The organism is Rhodococcus sp. SB1D (assembly GCF_048573875.1).
Lineage (GTDB): Bacteria > Actinomycetota > Actinomycetes > Mycobacteriales > Mycobacteriaceae > Rhodococcus_F > Rhodococcus_F qingshengii.
Genome location: NZ_JBMAIQ010000001.1, coordinates 170,339 through 190,606, shown reverse-complemented (window position 1 = coordinate 190,606; position 20,268 = coordinate 170,339). Strand labels below are relative to the sequence as shown.

20 protein-coding genes are annotated in these 20,268 nt (G+C 63.1%); 14 read left to right on the top strand and 6 right to left on the bottom strand.

The features are described from left to right. Positions 1-8 precede the first annotated feature (8 nt). From ACN50D_RS00885 to ACN50D_RS00870, 4 genes are all read left to right on the top strand, one after another. Positions 9-1,805, top strand: coding sequence for an acetyl/propionyl/methylcrotonyl-CoA carboxylase subunit alpha (locus ACN50D_RS00885; RefSeq protein ID WP_030535031.1), 1,797 nt, complete (start codon positions 9-11; stop codon positions 1,803-1,805). Between the two features lie 76 nt (positions 1,806-1,881). Further along, a complete protein-coding gene (locus tag ACN50D_RS00880) occupies positions 1,882-2,307 on the top strand; it encodes a DUF1707 SHOCT-like domain-containing protein (protein WP_003940708.1) in 426 nt (141 codons plus the stop codon). Further along, entirely contained in the window at positions 2,307-2,657 is a 351-nt protein-coding gene (locus tag ACN50D_RS00875; RefSeq protein WP_003940792.1) for a hypothetical protein, read from the top strand. The genes ACN50D_RS00880 and ACN50D_RS00875 overlap by 1 nt, the downstream gene beginning before the upstream one ends. Further along, positions 2,654-3,016, top strand: a complete 363-nt coding sequence (locus tag ACN50D_RS00870; RefSeq protein ID WP_030535032.1) for a VanZ family protein — start codon at positions 2,654-2,656, stop codon at positions 3,014-3,016. The genes ACN50D_RS00875 and ACN50D_RS00870 overlap by 4 nt, the downstream gene beginning before the upstream one ends. Here the strand turns inward: ACN50D_RS00870 and ACN50D_RS00865 are convergent, their stop codons facing one another. Then, complete coding sequence (locus ACN50D_RS00865) at positions 3,017-3,817, bottom strand: tyrosine-protein phosphatase (RefSeq protein ID WP_007727222.1); 801 nt, start codon at positions 3,815-3,817, stop codon at positions 3,017-3,019. Positions 3,818-3,947: 130 nt separating this feature from the next. Here ACN50D_RS00865 and uraD point away from each other — a divergent pair, with 130 nt between their 5' ends. The 6 genes from uraD (at position 3,948) to ACN50D_RS00835 (ending at position 10,648) form a co-directional block, all read left to right on the top strand. Further along, entirely contained in the window at positions 3,948-4,466 is a 519-nt protein-coding gene (uraD, locus tag ACN50D_RS00860; protein ID WP_208689665.1) for a 2-oxo-4-hydroxy-4-carboxy-5-ureidoimidazoline decarboxylase, read from the top strand. Further along, positions 4,463-4,792 carry a hydroxyisourate hydrolase gene (uraH, locus tag ACN50D_RS00855; RefSeq protein WP_003940720.1) on the top strand — a complete coding sequence of 110 codons (330 nt, stop codon included), beginning with the start codon at positions 4,463-4,465 and terminating at the stop codon, positions 4,790-4,792. Before uraD ends, uraH begins: the two co-directional genes overlap by 4 nt. A 64-nt stretch (positions 4,793-4,856) precedes the next feature. Continuing rightward, the gene (pucL, locus tag ACN50D_RS00850) at positions 4,857-5,759 is read left to right on the top strand and encodes a factor-independent urate hydroxylase (RefSeq protein WP_030535035.1); all 903 of its coding nucleotides are present in this window, start codon (positions 4,857-4,859) and stop codon (positions 5,757-5,759) included. Positions 5,760-5,812: 53 nt separating this feature from the next. Beyond that, a complete protein-coding gene (locus ACN50D_RS00845; protein ID WP_249342751.1) occupies positions 5,813-7,126 on the top strand; it encodes an 8-oxoguanine deaminase in 1,314 nt (437 codons plus the stop codon). A 7-nt stretch (positions 7,127-7,133) separates the two neighbouring features. Continuing rightward, a complete protein-coding gene (locus ACN50D_RS00840) occupies positions 7,134-7,943 on the top strand; it encodes an FAD binding domain-containing protein (protein ID WP_030535037.1) in 810 nt (269 codons plus the stop codon). After that, positions 7,940-10,648, top strand: coding sequence for a molybdopterin-dependent oxidoreductase (locus ACN50D_RS00835; RefSeq protein ID WP_208689667.1), 2,709 nt, complete (start codon positions 7,940-7,942; stop codon positions 10,646-10,648). Before ACN50D_RS00840 ends, ACN50D_RS00835 begins: the two co-directional genes overlap by 4 nt. Here the strand turns inward: ACN50D_RS00835 and lat are convergent. Then, on the bottom strand, positions 10,645-11,973 hold the full coding sequence (gene lat / locus ACN50D_RS00830; RefSeq protein WP_042922145.1) for an L-lysine 6-transaminase: 1,329 nt from the start codon (positions 11,971-11,973) through the stop codon (positions 10,645-10,647). The genes ACN50D_RS00835 and lat overlap by 4 nt on opposite strands. Positions 11,974-12,038: 65 nt before the next feature. Further along, the gene (locus tag ACN50D_RS00825) at positions 12,039-12,503 is read right to left on the bottom strand and encodes an Lrp/AsnC family transcriptional regulator (RefSeq protein WP_003940830.1); all 465 of its coding nucleotides are present in this window, start codon (positions 12,501-12,503) and stop codon (positions 12,039-12,041) included. Positions 12,504-12,533: 30 nt separating this feature from the next. Between ACN50D_RS00825 and ACN50D_RS00820 the strand changes: the two genes are divergently transcribed. Together ACN50D_RS00820 and ACN50D_RS00815 are read left to right on the top strand one after the other, a co-directional pair. Beyond that, complete coding sequence (locus ACN50D_RS00820) at positions 12,534-13,829, top strand: VOC family protein (RefSeq protein WP_007727236.1); 1,296 nt, start codon at positions 12,534-12,536, stop codon at positions 13,827-13,829. Further along, positions 13,816-15,321, top strand: a complete 1,506-nt coding sequence (locus ACN50D_RS00815) for an aldehyde dehydrogenase family protein (RefSeq protein ID WP_211920465.1) — start codon at positions 13,816-13,818, stop codon at positions 15,319-15,321. Before ACN50D_RS00820 ends, ACN50D_RS00815 begins: the two co-directional genes overlap by 14 nt. On the opposite strand, the gene ACN50D_RS00810 is transcribed toward ACN50D_RS00815, so the two are convergent. Genes ACN50D_RS00810 through ACN50D_RS00800 form a run of 3 tightly spaced genes read right to left on the bottom strand, consistent with a single transcriptional unit; the run spans position 15,272 to position 18,490 of the window. Beyond that, positions 15,272-16,057 carry an alpha/beta fold hydrolase gene (locus ACN50D_RS00810; protein ID WP_211920467.1) on the bottom strand — a complete coding sequence of 262 codons (786 nt, stop codon included), beginning with the start codon at positions 16,055-16,057 and terminating at the stop codon, positions 15,272-15,274. The genes ACN50D_RS00815 and ACN50D_RS00810 overlap by 50 nt on opposite strands. Further along, entirely contained in the window at positions 16,054-17,118 is a 1,065-nt protein-coding gene (locus ACN50D_RS00805) for an isopenicillin N synthase family dioxygenase (protein WP_042449601.1), read from the bottom strand. Before ACN50D_RS00805 ends, ACN50D_RS00810 begins: the two co-directional genes overlap by 4 nt. Then, positions 17,099-18,490 carry a uracil-xanthine permease family protein gene (locus ACN50D_RS00800; RefSeq protein ID WP_007727244.1) on the bottom strand — a complete coding sequence of 464 codons (1,392 nt, stop codon included), beginning with the start codon at positions 18,488-18,490 and terminating at the stop codon, positions 17,099-17,101. Before ACN50D_RS00800 ends, ACN50D_RS00805 begins: the two co-directional genes overlap by 20 nt. A gap of 134 nt (positions 18,491-18,624) precedes the next feature. Here ACN50D_RS00800 and ACN50D_RS00795 point away from each other — a divergent pair, with 134 nt between their 5' ends. Both ACN50D_RS00795 and ACN50D_RS00790 read left to right on the top strand, forming a co-directional pair. Continuing rightward, positions 18,625-19,188 carry a helix-turn-helix domain-containing protein gene (locus tag ACN50D_RS00795; RefSeq protein ID WP_007727247.1) on the top strand — a complete coding sequence of 188 codons (564 nt, stop codon included), beginning with the start codon at positions 18,625-18,627 and terminating at the stop codon, positions 19,186-19,188. A gap of 54 nt (positions 19,189-19,242) precedes the next feature. Continuing rightward, positions 19,243-20,247 (top strand): acyl-CoA dehydrogenase family protein, encoded by a 1,005-nt coding sequence (locus ACN50D_RS00790; protein WP_039972812.1) that lies wholly within the window; start codon positions 19,243-19,245, stop codon positions 20,245-20,247. Positions 20,248-20,268 lie beyond the last annotated feature (21 nt).

Sequence of the window (20,268 nt, the reverse complement as noted above, 5' to 3'; positions counted from 1 at the left end):
GAGGCTCAGTGCCCAGTCATGCCAGCGCGCACATTACGAAGGTGCTTGTCGCGAACCGCGGTGAAATCGCGGTACGGGTCATCCGGGCGGCCAAGGATGCCGGCTACGGCAGCGTTGCCGTTTACGCCGAGCCCGATGCAGACGCGCAGTTCGTGAAGCTCGCAGACGAGGCATTTGCCCTCGGTGGACAGACGTCCGCCGAGTCCTACCTCGTGTTCGACAAGATCCTCGACGCAGCCAAGAAGTCCGGCGCCGACGCCATCCACCCCGGCTACGGTTTCCTCTCCGAGAACGCCGACTTCGCCCAGGCCGTCATCGACGCGAACCTCATCTGGATCGGTCCGTCACCGCAGTCCATCCGCGACCTCGGCGACAAGGTCACGGCACGCCATATCGCAGAACGCGCGAAGGCGCCGATGGCAGCAGGCACCAAGGATCCCGTCAAGGGCGCCGACGAGGTCGTCGCATTCGCCAAGGAATACGGCGTCCCGGTTGCGATCAAGGCTGCCTTCGGTGGCGGTGGACGCGGCATGAAGGTCGCCCAGACCATCGAGGAAATCCCCGAGCTGTTCGAGTCGGCCACCCGTGAGGCCATCGCAGCCTTCGGTCGCGGCGAGTGCTTCGTCGAGCAGTACCTGGACAAGGCCCGCCACGTCGAGGCTCAGGTCATCGCCGACCAGCACGGCAACGTCGTCGTCGCCGGTACCCGCGACTGCTCGCTGCAGCGTCGCTTCCAGAAGCTCGTCGAAGAGGCTCCCGCTCCCTTCCTGACGGACGACCAGCGCGCACGCATCCACGCATCCGCCAAGGCCATCTGCAAGGAAGCCGGCTACTACGGCGCCGGAACGGTCGAGTACCTGGTTCAGGGCGACACCATCTCCTTCCTCGAGGTCAACACCCGCCTGCAGGTCGAGCACCCCGTCACGGAAGAGACCGCGGGCATCGACCTCGTGCGTCAGCAGTTCCTCATCGCCAACGGCGAAGAACTCTCCATCAAGGAAGATCCCACCCCGCGTGGACACTCCTTCGAGTTCCGCATCAACGGCGAAGACGCCGGCCGCGGCTTCATGCCTGCCCCCGGCCCGGTCTCCGTCTACCGTGAGCCCACGGGCCCCGGCGTTCGCGTCGATTCCGGTGTCGTTGCCGGCGACGTCATCGGCGGACAGTTCGACTCCATGCTCGCCAAGCTCATCGTCACCGGCGCCACCCGCGAAGAAGCCCTCCAGCGGGCATCGCGCGCTCTGGCCGAGTTCGAGATCGACGGCCTCGCGACCGTTCTCCCGTTCCACCGCCACATCGTCGAGAACCCGGCGTTCATCGGTGACGGCGAGAAGTTCGACATCTACACCAAGTGGATCGAAACCGACTGGGTCAACCCCATCGAGCCGTACGCAGGCGCCGGTGCTCCCGTAGACGACGAGGACGAGGCTCTGCCGCGTCAGAACGTCGTCGTCGAGGTCGGTGGACGTCGCGTCGAGGTTTCCCTCCCGGGCCAGTTCTCGCTCGGCAACGGCGGCGGCGCTGCCTCCGGTGCGATCCGCAAGAAGCCGAAGGCGCGCAAGCGCGGCGGCGCCGGCGGAGGTGCAGCATCGGGTGACGCTGTCACGGCTCCGATGCAGGGCACCGTCGTCAAGGTTGCAGTGACCGAAGGCCAGGAAGTCGCAGAAGGCGATCTGATCGCCGTTCTCGAAGCCATGAAGATGGAAAACCCCGTCAACGCGCACAAGGCCGGTGTCGTCACCGGACTGTCCGTCGAGCCGGGTGCAGCAATCACGCAGGGAACGGTTCTCGCAGAACTGAAGTAGGGCCTCCGGCCCCGTGCGCCTTTCCGGTAGTCCCCACTACCGGAAAGGCGCACAGTCGTTTGAGTAGGCTGTAACGATGGCTGACGTCCCCGACATTCGCATCGGCACTGCAGAACGCGAGCAGGCACTCGATCTCCTGAGCGAGCACTTCGCCGCAGGCCGCCTCACCGTCACCGAGTTCGACGAGAGAAGCGGAATCGTCAGTGCCGCAACAACTCGCAGTGAACTCGTTCCGGTGTTCGCCGATCTTCCGGGCAACTACCAAGCCCCCGGCACCGCTCCCCTGTCGATGGTGACGCCTCCCGACGCACCGGCGGAGCGAGGCTTCAACCCCGACTGGTCCGGTCGCGTCATGGCCGTCGTCCCGATTCTCGCGGTGATCCTGTTCTTCGTCACCGGTACCTGGTTGTGGTTCCTCGCGATTCCCCTGGCCGGTGCACTGCTGTTCGGTACCGACCGGGAACGCAAAGCCAAGCGCCGCCGCGAGCGGGACTCCGACTGATGGAGCCGATCGAGATCAACGCAGGCGGCTGGTATCTACGCGCACTACGCGCAGACGAGCGTGTGGACGACCGCCCCGCCCTTGCCGATGGTGGTATCACCGACCCCGACTACGTGAGTCAGCGAAGCGCTCAGTGGCACGAAAACAGCGTCTACTCCTGGGCAGTGTGCCAACCCAACACCGGTGAGCTTCTCGCCGAGGTCGTTCTGACGCCTCTCGACTCCACCGCCCTGCTCACCGGCTGGGCCCGCGACGGGCACACCGAGGCGCTCACGACGGCCGCCGACGCCGTCACCAGGTTCGCCGAGGGTGCACTCGGACTCGTCGTCGTCGAGGGGCAGACGAATTGAAGAACAACCGATACTGGCCGTTGGCGATCGCCGTGGTCATTGCCCTGATCATGCTCTTCTCCCCGGGTTCCACCGTCCCGTCGAGCCCGGAGAACACCGACAAGATCACTCACACATTGATGTTCGCGGTGCTGGCGATCACCTCGTTGCACGCCCGGATCCCTGCGTGGCTCACCGCGGTGTGGCTCGTGATTTTTGCTGCGACGTCCGAGGTTCTTCAAGCAGCGCTGCCCATTTCGCGTTCCGGTTCGATCTGGGACGGCAGCGCCGACCTGCTCGGCATCGCCATCGGGATCGGTATCGTCAGCCTCGTGACGAGGCGACGAACTTCCCGCCGAGACGAGCCGAGCAGGTCCTGATCAGCTGAGCAGGTTGCTCCGCAATTGGTCCTGGGTCGACGCGTCGATCTTCAAGCCGTCGGTGAAGTAGGCCTCGATGGATCCGTGTACCTGCGCGAGCTCTGCCATCGACGCCTCCAGGTACTCGCGCCTGACACCGAGAACACCTTCGAGCAGGGTCGGGTCGATACCCTTCGCCTCGAATCGTTCGAGGAGCGGCGCGAACATCGGCAACAGAATCTTGTTGGTTTCGAGGTAGTCCGCGAAGACCGCGTCCTCGGAGGCACCCAGGAACAGCAGTAACGCGGCCGCTGCCCAACCCGTGCGATCCTTGCCCGTGGTGCAGTGAATGAGTGCCGGCGAGCTGGGCGGCTGCGCCAAGTCGACGAACAGTTGCCGGTACGACGCGACCGCACTCGGCAAGGTCACGAAATCGCGGTAACTTCCCTGAAAGTACTCGAGCGCCTGGCCGCTGCCCAATGCTTCGGCAGCAAACGCCGGGTCGGCGATCATCTGCTGCATCTGAGCCGGAATGGCGCGATACTGCTTGTCCGCCAATACGTCCAGGCCGATTTCTCGGATACCGTCCGGCGTCAGATCCGGTGCCGTCTCGCGTTCGGATTCGGTGCGCAGATCGTAGATCGTCACGATGCCCAGATCGGCGAGGGTCTGTGCGCCGTCCGCACTGAGCGATGCCAGATCGGTGGAACGAAACACGCTCCCGGTGCGGACGGTGCCACCGAAGCTCGATTCGGGGCCACCGATGTCTCGGAGGTTCGCCAGGGACGGTACGACGGAAGACAGCTTCGGAGTATCGGTCATACCTGAGAATGTATCGGTCGCCGAGAAACCGTGATCGGGGAAGAGCAGCCGGAGAAATAAGATCGAGACACATCATCTCCCGTAATTGCTGCGCTACAGATCCGTAACATGCTCAAGTAATCCTGTGGACATGCCTACAACGAATTCCAGTGGTCTCGGAGCCTTCGATGCGCTCGGTGACCACCAGGCAGTCGCGGCGCTGCTCGAGTGTTGCCATTCCGCCGTGTGGGCACAGGAAATCGCCTCGTCTCGCCCGTTCGCCGATCTGGAAGCTCTGTTCGACAAAGCAGATGCGGTGCTGGCCGAGCTTCCCGAGTCCGAGATCGACGACGCTCTCTCCGGCCACCCACGAATCGGTGAGCGAAGCGAGAGCGCGGCCTCTACCCGTGAACAGTTGGGAGTCTCGTCGGCGACAGAAGACGTACTCGCGGAACTTCGACGGAAGAACGCCGAGTACGAAGAGACATTCGGCCATGTTTACCTGGTCTGCGCGTCGGGGAAATCTGGAACGGAGCTCCTCGACATCCTTCGAGGTCGTCTCCGAAACGACCCGGCGACCGAGCGTTCCGTGCTTCGAACCGAATTGGCCGCCATCAATCGGATCAGACTCGCCCGTCTGATCGATGCACTCGCCGGAGGCACAGCATGAGCAAGACCCTCAGCACGCACGTTCTCGACGCGACGACGGGCAACCCCGCGGCGGGGATTCGCGTCGAACTTCGTGATCGAGACGGCGCCTCCGTCACCACTGCGGAGACCGACTCCGACGGCCGCATCCCCGAACTTGCTCCCAGCGGCCTGACCGCCGGTCACTACACCCTGACTTTCGACACCGGAACGTATTTCGAGACCAACGGACAAGAAAACTTCTACCCGGAAGTGACAGTGACCTTCCGGGTGGACGACACGGCACGGGGTTATCACGTCCCACTGTTGCTGTCGCCCTTTGCTTATTCCACCTATCGCGGGAGCTGAACACGTGACTACCGAAAACATCACGACCGGCAACATCACAACCGGCAGTACGAACACCGAACGGTTGAGCGGATCGATCGAACTATCGGGTCACCAGTACGGCAAAGCGGAAAATCGAGTAGTCCGAATCTATCGAGACACCCCCCGTCACGAAATTCACGACATCAACGTCTCCACCTGCCTGCGTGGAGATTTCGCCGACGCGTACCTCACCGGTGATCAATCGAAGGTTCTGCCGACCGACACGCAGAAACAAACGGCCTACTCCTACGCCAAGGAAAAGGGTCTGATCTCGATCGAGACGTACGGACTCGAACTCGCCCGTCATTTCGTCGACGACATCGAACCGGTCAGTGGCGCGCGGATCGAGATCGAGGAATACGCCTGGGAGCGTGCGATTGTCGACGGCAGCGAGCACGACTACACCTGGATTCGGAAGGGTCAGGAAGTTCGGACGGCGTCGATCACCATCGCCGATACCGGGACATGGGTGATCGGCGGTCTGAAGGACCTCGTGATCCTCAAATCGACCGGTAGTGAGTTCTCGGGTTTTCTCGAAGATCCGTACACCGTTCTCGAGCCGACCGACGACCGCGTCATGGCGACGACGTTGGTCGCCCAGTGGCGATTCGTCACCACCGACGTCGACTGGGAATCGGTCTACGCGGGAATCAAGGCACAGATCGTCAAGCAGTTCGCACAGGTACATTCACTTGCCCTGCAGCAGACGCTCTTCCACATCGGCAAGGCAATCCTCGAGGAATTCCCGATCATCGCGGAGGTTCGACTGTCCGCACCCAACAAGCATCATTTCGAATATGCACTCGGCCGCTTCGGAGTGGAGAACGACAACGAGGTGTTCCACGCTGCGGATCGTCCGTACGGCCTGATCCAAGCTGCGGTCAGCCGATCCGACGCACCAGACGCGGGACCGTCGTGGACCACCTACGCCGGTTGGTTGTCGTGACCGAATCAGCTCTCGGGGCAACACTCGTCGTGGCGGGCGCTCATGTGGTCACGATGGACGGCGACCGCTCCGAGTACTCCGACGGCTATGTGGTGATCTCGGGCAACAAGATCGTCGACGTCGGCGCCGGAACGCCACCCGAATACCCGGGTGCGCAAGTGATCGACGGGAGTGGTTGCCTGATCACGCCGGGTCTGGTCAACACACATCATCATCTCTACCAATGGATCACCCGAGGCCTGGCCGCGGACTCGACGCTTTTCGAGTGGCTGACCGCCCTGTACCCCGTCTGGGCAGGTATCGACGCCGACGCCGTCCACGTGGCGGCCACCGGCGGCCTCACGTGGTTGGCGAAAACCGGATGTACGACCACCACCGACCACCACTACGTCGTTCCCCGCGACGCCGGCGACGTTTTCGAGGCCGAGATCACCGCTGCTGCGCAGGTCGGCCTTCGATTCCACCCGTGTCGTGGGTCGATGGATCTCGGCCAGAGTTCCGGCGGCCTGCCACCGGATCACGTCGTGGAAAAACTCGATGACATCCTGACCGGCACGCAGTCGGTGATCGACCGTTGGCACGACCCGAATCCCGGATCGATGCTGCAGATCGCGGTAGCTCCCTGCTCACCCTTCTCGGTGACGGAGGCATTGCTCCGCGAGTCCGCGACGCTGGCCCGCGAAAACGGCGTGCGTATGCACACGCATCTGGCCGAGACACTGGACGAGGAGAGATTCTGCCGCGAGCATTTCGGTTGCACGCCGGTCGAATACATGGAACGAGTCGGCTGGGTGGGCCCGGACGTCTGGTACGCCCACGCAGTCCATCTCGACGACGCCGGTATCGAGACGATGGCGCGAACCGGAACTGCGGCGGCGCACTGCCCGACCTCCAACGCGCGCCTGGGAGCCGGTATCGCCCGTGCCGCCGATTTGGTGAACGGCGGGGTCACCGTGGGGCTCGGCGTGGACGGCGCGGCGAGCAATGAAGCTTGCAGCCTGATCGAGGAGTCTCGTCATGCACTTCTGTTTGCTCGCGCGAAGGGCGGACCGCAGACGATGACGGTGCGAAAAGCCTTGGAATTGGGAACGATCGGCGGCGCACGAGTTCTGGGCCGCGAGGGCGAAATCGGATCGATCGAGGTCGGAAAACTTGCCGACCTGGCGGTGTGGAAACTCGACACCGTCGCGCATGCCGGCATCACCGATCCGGTGGCGGCGCTCGTACTCGGCTCGACTCCCCCGCTCAAGTTACTGCTCGTCAACGGACGAATCGTAGTTGCCGACGGACGAGTCACCACCGTCGACGAGGACGTCGTGGCCTCGGATGTCGCACGCGCACACCGCGATCTACTCGGAAAGGCTTGAGGTCGCGATGGACCTGCACAGCGTCGACGAAGTTCTGGTGCCGCGGACCCGCGCCGAACTCCCCTGTGCCTCACCCGGCATCGGGTTCATCGGTGGCGGCACCTGGCTGTACTCGGAACCGCAGCCGCACCTGACCACCCTTGTCGACCTTGCGGGCTTCGACTGGGAAGCTGTGGCGGTCGGCGATCTCGGTCTCGAGATCGCGGCCACCTGCACCATCGAGGAACTGTGCCGCGCCGAACTTCCCGCATCCTGGCGCGCCGCAGCGCTGTTCCAACACTGCGCTGACGCACTACTCGCATCGTGGAAGGTGTTGCGATACGCGACAGTCGGCGGCAACATCGCGCTCTCCTTCCCGGCCGGAGCGATGACGACTCTGTGTACCGCTCTCGATGCCGAACTGACGATCTGGCGTCCGGACGGTACCGAATACTCCTTCCCCGTAGTCGATTTCGTTATCGACGATTCTCGAAACGTACTCAGGTCCGGCGAAATCATCCGCAGTATCCGGATTCCCGTGCATGCATTGACTGCACGTACCGCGATGCGAAAGCTGGCTCAGACGTCACTCGGGCGATCGGCCGTAGCCGTGGCCGGACGCTGCGGCGCCGACGGTTTCACGCTGGCGATCACCGCCGCGACCCGCCGTCCGTACGCTCTCAAATTCGACGAACTCCCCGACGCCACAGCACTTGCGGATGCGTTGCGCAGCAGGATTCCGGAAGACGCCTACTTCACCGATGTCCATGGAACTGCGCCGTGGCGGAAGGCGATGACCGAGCTTCTTGCCGAAGAAATCCGAGGTGAACTGGAATGAAGTACTCGGTGGACGGAGTTCCGCGCGACGACCAGCCCCGCCCAGGACAGTGCCTGCGAACCTTCCTCCGCGAGCACGGAGCGAACTCCGTCAAGAAGGGGTGCGATGCCGGAGACTGCGGCGCCTGCTCGGTGCTGGTCGACGGACACCCCACCCATTCGTGCATATTTCCCGCCCATCGCATCGACGGCCGCGACGTCGTCACCGCCTCCGGTCTCGGAACACCGGAGAAACTTCACCCCATTCAACAGGCATTCGTGGACGCGGGCGGATTCCAATGTGGTTTCTGTACAGCGGGAATGGTAGTCACCGCATCAGCGTTGTCGGTCGAGCAAAAATCCGATCTCGCGTGCTCGATGAAAGGTAACCTGTGCCGCTGCACCGGTTATCGGTCCATTCGTGACGCTCTCGCCGGTACATCCAATACGGAGACTGCCAAAATAGGCGGGGCACAAGGGCGTTCGATCGCAGCACCGGCGTCCGCGCGCATCGTCACGGGAACCGAGCAGTACACCATGGACTTCTCCCCGGGTGAGAAGCCGGTCGACCTGCTTCACGTCGCAGTACTCGGCAGTCCGCACGCACACGCACACATAACGCGGATAGACACGGCAGCAGCCGAAGCGGCGCCGGGCGTCGCCGCGGTCCTCACCTTTCATGACAGTCCGGACGTGCTGTTCTCGACCGCCCGGCACGAGGACCGCAACGACGATCCGGACGACACGCGCGTGTTCGACAGCACCCTCCGTTTCCGCGGCCAGCGCGTAGCCGCGGTCATCGCCGAATCCCCGACGCAGGCGGAACGTGCACTCTCGCTGATCGAAGTCGACTACGAGGTACGCGACGCGGTATTCGAACCAGATCTGGCGCGTTCCCCCGGCGCTCCGCTCCTACACGGCGACAAAGACGAGAGCTCGCGGATCGCAGAAGTCCCTCGCAACGTGGTTGCCGCGCTTCACGATGGTGTCGGCGATCTGGACCGTGCGCTCGCGGATGCCACTGCAGTCGTCGAAGGTACGTGGAAAACTGCGCGAGTCCAGCACGTGGCCTTGGAAACTCACGGCGCAGTGGGGTGGCTCGACGAGGACGGCCGTCTCGTCATCAGAAGCAGCACACAGGTGCCGTTTCTGGTTCGGGACGAATTGGCGCACATCTTCGATCTCGATCGCAGCCGAATCCGGGTGTTCGCCAAGCGGGTCGGTGGAGGCTTCGGCGGGAAGCAGGAACTACTCACCGAAGATCTGGTCGCACTCGCCGTCCTGCGAACGGGTAGGCCCGTTGCTTACGAGTTCAGCCGCAGCGATCAGTTCACCATCGCACCGTCACGGCACCCGATGCGAGTTTCGGTTCGCGCCGGCGCCGATGCCGACGGAACTCTCACTGCACTGGCCATCGACGTCCTTTCCGACGCGGGGGCGTACGGGAACCATTCGATCGGAGTCATGTTCCATGGGTGCGCCGAATCCATGGCGGTCTATCGCGCTGCGACCAAACGCGTCGACGCCGAAGCGGTCTACACGAACAACGTTCCCTCCGGGGCCTTTCGTGGTTACGGGCTCGGCCAGATCATCTTCGCCGTCGAGTCGGCCATGGATCAGCTCGCGGATCGTCTCGGCATGGACCCCTTCGAGTTTCGGCGGCGCAACGTCGTCGTTCCCGGAGACGATTTTGTCGACTGGCACGTCGAAGACGGTGATCTCGAATTCGGCAGCTACGGACTGGACCAGTGCATCGACCTCGTCGACAGTGCACTGTCGAGCGGGCGCGGAGAGGCTGCACCGGCTGGGTCGCGTTGGCAGATCGGTCGGGGCATGGCAATTGCCATGATCGCGACGATCCCGCCGCGTGGTCACTTCTCCGACACCACCGTCGCACTCGAGGCCGACGGTCGGTACGTCGTGAACATCGGCACCGCTGAGTTCGGCAACGGAACCACTACGATTCACCAACAGATCGCGGCCACCGAATTGCGGACGACAGTCGATCGCATCACGATTGTTCAATCCGACACCGATGCCGGCGGATACGACACCGGAGCATTCGGGTCGACAGGAACGGTGGTCGCCGGAAAGGCGCTCCTGATCGCCTGCGAGCGCCTTCGCGAGCGGATACTGACCCGTGCGGTGCGATCGAGCGGTCGCGGCGCGCAGATCGACGACCTTTCGCCGGACGGTGTCGAAACGTCCCACGGTTGCCTCGATTTCGCGACGCTACTCGAAGGTGGCCCGCTCGCCGCTGACGGTCGCCACGACGGGACACCGCGCTCGGTCTCGTTCAACGTTCACGGTTTTCGCGTTGCCGTCGACACGAACACCGGCCGGGTGAAGATCCTGCAGTCGGTTCAGGCCGCCGATGCCGGCACCGTCATGAACCCGGCACAACTGCGCGGGCAGGTGGAAGGCGGTGTGGGACAAGCGCTCGGCGCTGCGCTGTCGGAGGAGATCGTCATCGAAGAAGGTCGGGTGATCAATCCGCAGTTGCGCAATTATCACGTTCCCCAGATCGGGGATCTGCCGATCACCGAAGTACTGTTTGCCGACACGTACGACAAGCTCGGGCCTTTCGGCGCGAAATCGATGAGTGAGGCCCCCTTCAATCCTGTAGCACCGGCGTTGGCAAACGCGATTGCCAACGCGTGTGGAGTGCGTATGTACTCCACACCGATGTCACCGGATCGAGTGTGGGAACAGCTACAGAGGCCCTAGGTCTCGCGTGCGAGCACGCGCTCGACCGCGTCGACCGCGTCGTCCAGCTCACTGGTGGTCACCGTCAGCGCGGGCCGGAATCTGATTCCCCTCTTCCCGGTGGGCAGTATCATCACGTGCTCGTCTTCACGCAGTCGCTGTACGACGCGATCGCGAAGGTCACTGTCTTCCAGAGTGATCGCGCACATGAGGCCACGACCGCGCGGCTCGGTTGCCGCCGCGTACCGCCCGCAGACTTCGGTCAACCGGGCAAGGAGATGCGCACCCGTGAATCGCACGCGGTCGATCAGTCGGTCCTGCTCGACGACTTCGAGTATCCGCCGGGCACGAACCATGTCGGTGAGGTTGCCACCCCACGTCGAATTGATCCGAGAACTGACGTGAAACACGTTGTCATGCACTTCATCCACGCGCCCGCCGGCCATGATTCCGCACACCTGCGTTTTCTTGCCGAACGCCACCACATCCGGACTCAGACCCAATTGTTGGTAGGCCCAGGCAGTTCCGGTGATTCCGCAACCGGTCTGTACTTCGTCGAGAATGAAGAGGGCGTCGTTTTCGTGGCACAACTCCTGCATCGCCTGCAGAAATTCCGGCCTGAGGTGATGGTCGCCGCCCTCGCCCTGGATCGGCTCGGCGATGAAACAGGCAATGTCGTCGGGGTTGTCGGCGAAAGCTCGGCGCGCTTGATCGAGAGCTTGCCTCTCCGCAGCTTCGACATCGCGGCCGTCTGCCAGGTACGGCGAGTCGATACGTGGCCAGTCGAACTTGGGGAATCGCGCGACCTTGCCCGGTTCGGTGTTGGTGAGCGACATCGTGTAGCCACTGCGGCCGTGAAAAGCCTCGGTCAGGTGCAGGACCTTTGTCCCCAGATCTGCTGACAACCCACGGCTTTCGTTCCACCGACTCTTCCAGTCGAAGGCAACCTTGAGTGCATTTTCCACCGCCAGGGCTCCGCCGTCGACGAAGAACAAGTGTGGGAGTGCCGAATCCCCCAGTACCCGAGCGAAAGCCGCAACGAAGCGCGCCATGGGTTCGGTGTAGATGTCGGAGTTACTCGGCTTGTTGGAGGCCACGACAGCCAACTCCTGTTGAAACTCCTCGTCGCCTGTGATCGCAGGGTGATTCATACCCAGGGCCGAAGAGCCGAAGAAACCGAACATGTCCAGATACTCGGTTCCGTCTCGCAGGTCACGGAGATAGGAACCCCGCGACCCTTCGACGTCGAGAATCAGATCGAATCCGTCGACGAGGATGCTGGCCTTCAACACGTCGTAGACCGGAAAGAGCGCACTGTCACCGAAGTCTCGCATCGCAGTACTCATACGCGAAGGCTATGTCAATTTTCCGGGAGTGTCGATAGAGGACCGTAAAAGTTATTGAACAAGCGTCATTCGTCGTAAAAAGTTTGTAGGATGATGGTGCTTCGTGTGTTGACGTTGGCTGCCGTACGGATCTCCTGCAGCAATCGCTCCAACGCCCGAGGTGACGCCACCCGGACCAGGAGGACGTAGCTTTCGCTCCCGGCTACCGAGTGACACGAGACGACCGCCGGCAGATGACGCAAGCGGGCAGGCGCATCGTCGGGCTGCGAGGGATCGAGAGGAGTGATGGCGACAAATGCGGACAGATTGTGACCGAGTGCCTCCGGATCGATCTTCGCGGAGTACCCACGGATCACCTTGCGAGATTCCAAACGACGCACTCGCGACTGGACTGCGGAGATCGAGAGTCCAGCCTTCTCAGCAAGACTCGCGAGAGTGGCACGGCCGTCCAAGACCAATTCACGCATCAAAAGTCGATCGGTTTCGTCGACCGGAACACCGGCAACGTCACTGGTTTCTGTTTCTCGCACCTGCGCAGGCTAACGCAATCGGACATTCGTATGGTTGAAACCTGGGAGCTACGTGCACGGTTCGCAGCGGCCCTCGCCAAGATGTATGGCGACGAGGTCCCCGCTTACAACACCTTGGTAGATGTAACGATGCAGGTGAACCGTGATTTTGCCGCCGAACATCCGGATTCTGCCGAGCGCCTGGGCAGCCTGGCGAGAGTCAGCGCCGAGCGTCACGGCGCCATCAGACTGGGGACTCTCGACGAACTACGTGACGTAGCCACCGTCTTCGGCGGATTCGGTATGTTTCCGGTCGGCTATTACGACCTCCGGCTCACCGACTCCCCCATTCCCGTTGTCTCGACGGCGTTTCGCCCCACCGAACCTGCCGAACTCGCCCGGAACCCGTTCCGTGTTTTCACTTCGGTACTGACCAGCTCCGATTCCAGGTTCTTCGACACCGACCTCGAGCGTCGGATCACCGGGTTCCTGCGTCGCCGGACCCTGTTCTCTCCCGAACTTCTGCAGTGGGCACGGCAATCGAGTCGCGAGGGCGGCCTGACGGAGCCCGAGGCGACACAGTTCGTCGATGCAGCGACCTCGGCGTTTCGGCTCGGCACCGATCCCATCGACGCGGGCTGGTACCGCGAACTCGCCGCAATCTCGCCGGTCGCTGCAGACATTGCGGGGCAGGGCTCGACCCACGTCAATCACCTCACCCCGCGAGTGCTCGACATCGACGAGTTGTACCGCCGCATGACCGAGCGCGGTATCACCATGATCGACCGCATCCAAGGCCCGCCGAGATGGAGCGGACCACCACTACTTCTGCGGCAGACGTCGTTTCGTGCATTGGCCGAAGACAGACTCTTCCGTCAGCGCGACGGATCGGTCACCACTGAGCCCGTCCGCGTCAGATTCGGCGAGGTGGAGGCACGCGGAATCGCGTTGACCCGCAGCGGGCGAGCGATCTACGACCGACTGATCGCCACGCCCGAGGACGCCGATTGGGACAGCGAATTTCCGCACTCCGAAAGCGAACTCGATGCCGCGGGGTTGGCGTACTTCACGTACCGAAACGAAGGAACTGTTGTCGTCCGCGACCCGATCGTCTACGAGGACTTCCTACCTGCCTCCGCGGCCGGGATCTTCGCATCCAATCTCGATTCCGTGACCGGATTCGTTTCCGATGCGCCCGGCGCCGAATACGGGCAGGATCGATTGGAGGGCGCCATCGACCGCACCATCGAAGATCCGTTCGAGCTGTACCGCGCACAACAAGAGGCGTCACGTGCCGTGCTGCCTCCCGCCCACAACAACAGAGGACTCCCCAGTGAACCTGCCTGATTCTTCGAGCCTCGCCGATCGCGCCGAAAGCGCCCTTGCCGCGTGCGGTGTCGAGTGGCCCGCCGGCGACCTGAGCGCACGAACCCCCATCACCGGTACGCAACTGCGTACCGTTCGGCAGCACTCCGGTAGAGAAGTCGACGACGCCGTCGACGCGGCGCATCGCGCGTTCCTCACCTGGCGCACCGTCCCCGCTCCGGCGCGCGGCGCGGTCGTGCGCCGGCTGGGCAGCCTACTGACCGAGCACAAGGAGGACCTCGCGGAGATCGTGACCCTCGAAGCAGGCAAGGTCACCTCGGAGGCTCTCGGCGAGGTACAGGAGATGATCGACATCTGCGAGTTCGCCGTCGGTCTCTCCCGGCAGCTCTACGGACGCACCATGCCGTCCGAGCGTCCCGGACACCGGTTGACGGAAACGTGGCACCCTCTCGGCGTTGTCGGGGTCATCTCCGCGTTCAACTTTCCCGTCGCGGTGTGGTCGTGGAATACCGCCATCGCTCTCGTGTGCGGTGACGCCGTCGTCTGGAAGCCTTCGGAGACCACGCCGCTGACTGCGCTGGCATGTGACGCCCTACTCCGACGCGCCCTCGCCGACTGTGATGCACCGATCGACGTGCACCAGTTGATCATCGGCGGACGCGATGTCGGTGAGGCCTTGGTGGTCAACCCACTGGTGGCCTTGGTCAGCGCCACCGGTTCCGTGCGAATGGGCCGCGCGGTGGCTCCGCGGGTCGCCGAACGCTTCGGGCGAAGCCTCCTCGAGTTGGGTGGCAACAACGCCGCAGTCGTCACACCGTCGGCAGATCTCGAGCTTGCCGTACGCGGAATCGTGTTCTCCGCCGCCGGAACTGCGGGGCAGCGGTGCGCCTCACTTCGTCGGCTCATCGTGCACGAGTCGATCGCCGATCACGTCGTCGAGCGCGTTGCGGCCGCGTACGCACAGCTCGAGGTCGGCAGTCCCTTCGATTCCGGTGTTCTGGTCGGGCCGCTGATCAACGAAGCCGCGTTCGAGACGATGCAGAAATCGCTCTCGGCCGCACGCGCGGACGGCGGATCTGTGGTGTGTGGCGGGGACCGCGTCGGCGATTCCGGGTTCTACGTGACACCTGCCCTCGTTCGTATGCCCGCACAGACCGAGGTGGTGCGGGCGGAGACTTTTGCACCCATCCTCTACGTCTTGACCTACACCGACTTCGACGACGCCATTGCGCTGCACAACGGCGTGCCTCAAGGACTTTCGTCCTCGATCTTCACACTCGATCAGCGAGAAGCAGAGCACTTCCTCGCCGCCGACGGCTCCGATTGCGGCATCGCGAACGTGAACATCGGAACGTCCGGTGCGGAGATCGGCGGCGCATTCGGCGGGGAGAAGGAGACTGGCGGCGGACGCGAGTCGGGTTCGGATTCGTGGAAGGCATACATGCGCCGAGCCACCAATACCGTCAATTACTCGGACCAGCTTCCGCTGGCTCAAGGGGTCGAGTTCGGCTGAACACCTGCCGGGCGAAATCGGTGATCGCGTCGATCAACTCCGGGAGCGCCGACAACTGCGGTGCATGGTCGGTGCCCAGGCTGACCACCTGGGCACCGGGGACAAGTCTCTGCATGGCGCGTTGAGCCTCGATCGGCACGGTTCGATCCAGCGTGCATTCGACATACAACCTCGGCACGGTTCCGAATCGCTCTTCCGTCCAGACCGGTGCCATCAGGCGGGCTGACTCCAGTTGTGGAACGAGCATGCGCGCGGCGAAGATCGCATCAGCCACCGGCGCTTCGTGGAAGAACAGAGCGGCACCGGCTTCGGGCGGTACCACCGTCGCATCCCCGTCGTCGGCGGGGACCAACCAACGTGAGATCCCGACCGGACTTTCCAGACCGAGTTCGATGCAGAGCATCCCGAAGTCCGTCTGCGATGGAAGCATCATCCCTGCGACGTACACAAGACCCGTTACCCGCGAAGGCAGCAACTCAGCCACCTGTGAGGCCACGATGCCACCGCCGGAGTGACCAACGAGGGCGCACTGCCCGTCCAAGGACTCGACAACTGCCACAACATGTTCGGCAACGACATCGAGATCGATCACGTCGTCTGAGTTCCAACTTCCCGAGCCGGGAAGCTCCACCACAACAGGATTGAAGCCGGCCGATTTCAGTGGGCCACACACACGATCCCAGACCCAACCGCCGGCCCATGCTCCGTGGATCAGGACGATGTTCCGTGCACTCACTGCTTGACCTCGAGCTCTGCAGCCGAAAGTACCCGAGCCGCCTCACGACCTGCGGCGGCGTTGGACTTCCCCTGCCTCGACCCGGCCAATTTGGCCTTGATGTGATCGCGAACGGTAATGGGTTCGTACTCCAAGCCGGAGTCGTCCTGAAAACTCGGCAAGGTCGCAATCACCGCGTCGACGTTTCCGTCATGGAAGAAGGCCGCCGATCGCCGGCGCTTGATGGTGCCGTTCACCACCGGAGGCGCAACTCGGTGCAGCGTGGACATCCACCTGTCGTTGGTCAGTCGCGCGGTGAGATCCCCGAGGTTGACCAGTAGCGCGCCGTCGTGCGGCCAGACATCGTGCCAGCGTCGGTCGCTCCCGAGTACTTGCAAACCTTCGACCTGATCCGCCCACAGCACGGTGACCAGCCCGAAATCGGTATGTTCGCCCATCCCCTTCAACTCACCGTCCAACGTCACCGTCCCTTCGGGTAACGCGTAGTTGTTCATCCGCAGTACGTCGATGGAGTGGTCGGTGATCGACTCGAAGAATCCTGGGGTCAGCCCGAGCGCGTCTTCGAAAATGGTGGTCAGTGTGCGTGCCACCCGCTCGCCATGGGCGTAGTAATTCTCCACCCGCTCCGTGAAACCAGACACTGCGGGCCACAGGTTGATTCCGTAATCGTCCTCCGACAGTTCGAGTTCGGTGAATGATCGGGCTTCGGTTCCGACGTTGAAGGCCTCGAAAAAGTCGTTCATTCTGGTCGCGGATTCGACGCCGAGGCTCAGGCTCAGCGACTCACTCTTGGGCGGGCTGTACCCACGATTCGCGCCCTCGATTCGGTAGCCCGACTTCGTCTCCATCGGCAGCCCGAAGAAGTCGTCCATCGCTTCGGCGAGGCCGGAAGAAACAGCGGCCGGAACACCGTGGCCCCGAATCTGCATGAAACCTACAGTCCGACAAGCATGGTCGACTTCGGCAGCCACTCGCGCCTTGTCCTGGTCGGCACCACCGAGCACGTAAGGCGAGATGTCGACGACGGGCACTTCGAAGGGATCAGACTGGGACTGTGACACTGGCGTCTCCTGCAGAGCTGGTGGCGGGTTCAGATTTTGCAGTGGCATGGAGGCTCTCTCGCGATCGCCTCGCGAGTTCACCGAGTCGGGTGTGATTGAACAGCAGATTGAGCGAAAAGGCCGAGGCCGCAGCCAAGGTGATGCCGCTACCGAGGAGGATCTGAGCCGAGGAGGGGAATCGCTCGAACATCCCTTCCGCAAATTCCGGAAGAATACCGATCCCCACCGATACAGCGGCGATCGTGGTGTTGATCGGGTCGCTGAGATCGACCTTGCGCAGCGTGTTGATTCCGACCACGGCGACAGTGGAGAACAAGATGATTCCGACGCCGCCGACCACCGGATCAGGCAGGGCTGCAACCACTTCACCCATTCGCGGGATGAGGCCGAGGACGATCAGAATGGCACCGCTGGTAGCGGTCACGTACCGGCTGTACACCCGGGTCGTGGCAACGGCGCCGACATTCTGCGAGAAAACGGTGTCGACAAAGGCATTGAAGATTCCGCCCAGAACTCCCGACATCCCGTCGGCCACCAGCCCTCGTGCGAGATCTGCTTTCTTCAAAGGCTTTCCGGTGATCTCGCTGACCGCCAGCATGCTCGCCGTCGATTCTGCGAAGACGACTGCCATGACGATACTCATCGCCACCACGGCGGTGACGGGAAACTCCGGAGCGCCGAAGTGGAACGGCATCGGGAAGCCCACCCAGGCCGAGCCGCCGACGCCACTCAGATCGATCAGGCCCATCGGGATGGCGATCACGGTGCCGATCACCAGCGCCATCAGTACACCAAGCTGCGTCCACATCCCGCGGCCGAGGCAGATGAAGGCCACCGCGACCACAACGACTGCGGCAGCCAGCGCCAGATTCTTCGGGTCGGCGAACGACGGGGAGGTGGGGTCGTTTCCGACGATCAGTCCTCCTGCGACACCGATCAACGAGATGCCGATGACTGTGAGGACGACGCCGGTAACCAGGGGTGGGAAGTATCGGACGATCTTGGCGAACGGCACGGCCAAGGCAATGCCGACTACGCCACCGACCAGCATGGACCCGTACACCGCCTGCAGGCCGTACTCCTTGGCGATCAGAATCATCGGCGTCAGCCCGGCGAAGGTCGCCCCGCAGACGATCGGCAGCCGGACACCGGCGACCTTCCCGACGCCCAGGCTCTGAATGATCGTGATGATGCCTGCAACGAGCAAGTCCGCGCTGATCAGCATCGCGACTGTGCTGCGGTCCAGCCCTACGGCGGCACCGAAAACCAGCGGGACCGTGATGCAGCCGGTGTACATGATGAGGACGTGCTGAAGAGCAAAAGCAGACTGGCGGGCAAATGGGAGCCGCTGGTCGACAGGATGGATGGCCATGCGCCGATCTCCGTCCGAAGCTGGAAGTGTTTCGTGTACGGGACTATTCAGCACGTCGATAATTTCTTACCGTGGTCGAATTTGTTTCGTCTGTGTAATCAAAACTTTCACCAGAGCACTGCTATCTTCGGCACATGGACGACGACCAGAAGGCGATAGCGACCGCAATCGGGGCTGCCGTGCGGACGGCGCGAAAAGAAGCCGGACTGACGTTGCGCGAGGTTGCCGTGAAGTCGGGCTTGTCGCAGCCCTTCCTGAGCCAGACCGAAAACGGCCACGCAGTACCCAGTGTCATGAACCTTCATCGCCTCGCGCAATCGCTCGGCACCACGGCGCACGCACTCTTGGCACAGGGTGAGCGAACTCCGTCCAGCCTCGTCCGCGCCGGCGAGGGGCGAACCTTCGAACTGGCACACGATTCGGTGATTCGATTCTGCTCCACCGGCTCACGGACCATGGAACCCAACGAGATCACGGCAGCACCTCATTCCGAGGCAGGTGAGCACACCGAGCACGCCGGCGAAGAGTTCATTCATGTTCTCGAAGGATCTGTCGAGGTCGAGGTGGGACTGGACGAGCATCACGTTCTTCACGTTGGCGACACCCTCCTCTACACCTCGACCATCCCGCACCGGTGGTTCAATCGCACCGACGCGGTGGCGAGATTCCTCATCGTGAGTTCGCCGCCCTCGTTCTAGATGCTCGGTTTCGGTTCCACACCACAACCCCCGCTCACGGCTTACCCTGACAGCGTGACCAAGTGGCCGGAACTTGCGCGTGAGATCGCCGATACCGTTCTGTTTCCCGTCGCCGACAGCGTCGACGCCGACGGAGAAATCCCCAGCAGCCATTTCGACGCGCTCGCCGCCGACGGCTTCTACGGCATCGCCGCCCTCGGTGACGGCGGCCCCGGCAGCGAAGAACTGGTCGAGGTCCTCGAAACCTTGTGCGGCGGTTGCCTCGCGACGACGTTCACCTGGATGCAGCATCACGGCGTCGTCGGAGCCCTGGCGGCGAGTCCCAATGCACCTCTGCGCGAGCAATACTGGGACGGTCTGGTTTCCGGCACGATTCGCGGTGGGGTTGCCTATGCCGGCGCCATCCCCCGCCCACCGCTCCTGTGGGCGAAGCGGGTGAACGACGGCTACGTCCTCGACGGGATCGCACCCTTCGTCACCGGTTGGGGCATCGTCGATGTTCTCTTGGTGTCGGCGCGCGACGAGTTCGACAATTCCATCGTTCATTCCGTCGTACCGGTAGGCGAGGCCCCGGGTCTGACGATCGAGGAGCTTCCACTGATCGCGGCGCGCGGGAGCAACACCGTCCGAATCGTGTTCGACGCTTTCGAAATTCCCGATACCGACGTCTGTGCTGTCGTCAGCGACGAACAATTCCAGAGCACCCAGCTCCCCGGCTTGTGGCTCAACGGCGCGATGGCCATGGGCATCACCCGCCGTGCTGTCACCGAACTCGCGGATCTGGGAGTCGACACCGACGCGTTCGAGGAACAAGCCACCCGGGCGCGCGCCGATCTCGATGCAGCACTGCGCGACGGCGGCGACATGTCGGCCGCCCGCGCCCGAGCGTCGGAACTTGCGATACGCGCGTCGGCCGCACTCGTGACTGCGACCGGAAGCCGCGCTCTGGTCGGCAGCAACACCCCCGAGCGGCTCATGCGTGAAGCCACCTTCACTCTTGTCGCGGCTGGTCGCCCGGAGATCAAAACGGCTCTCGTGGAACGACTCACCGGATACTGAGTACGCAAGGTTGTACTCGAT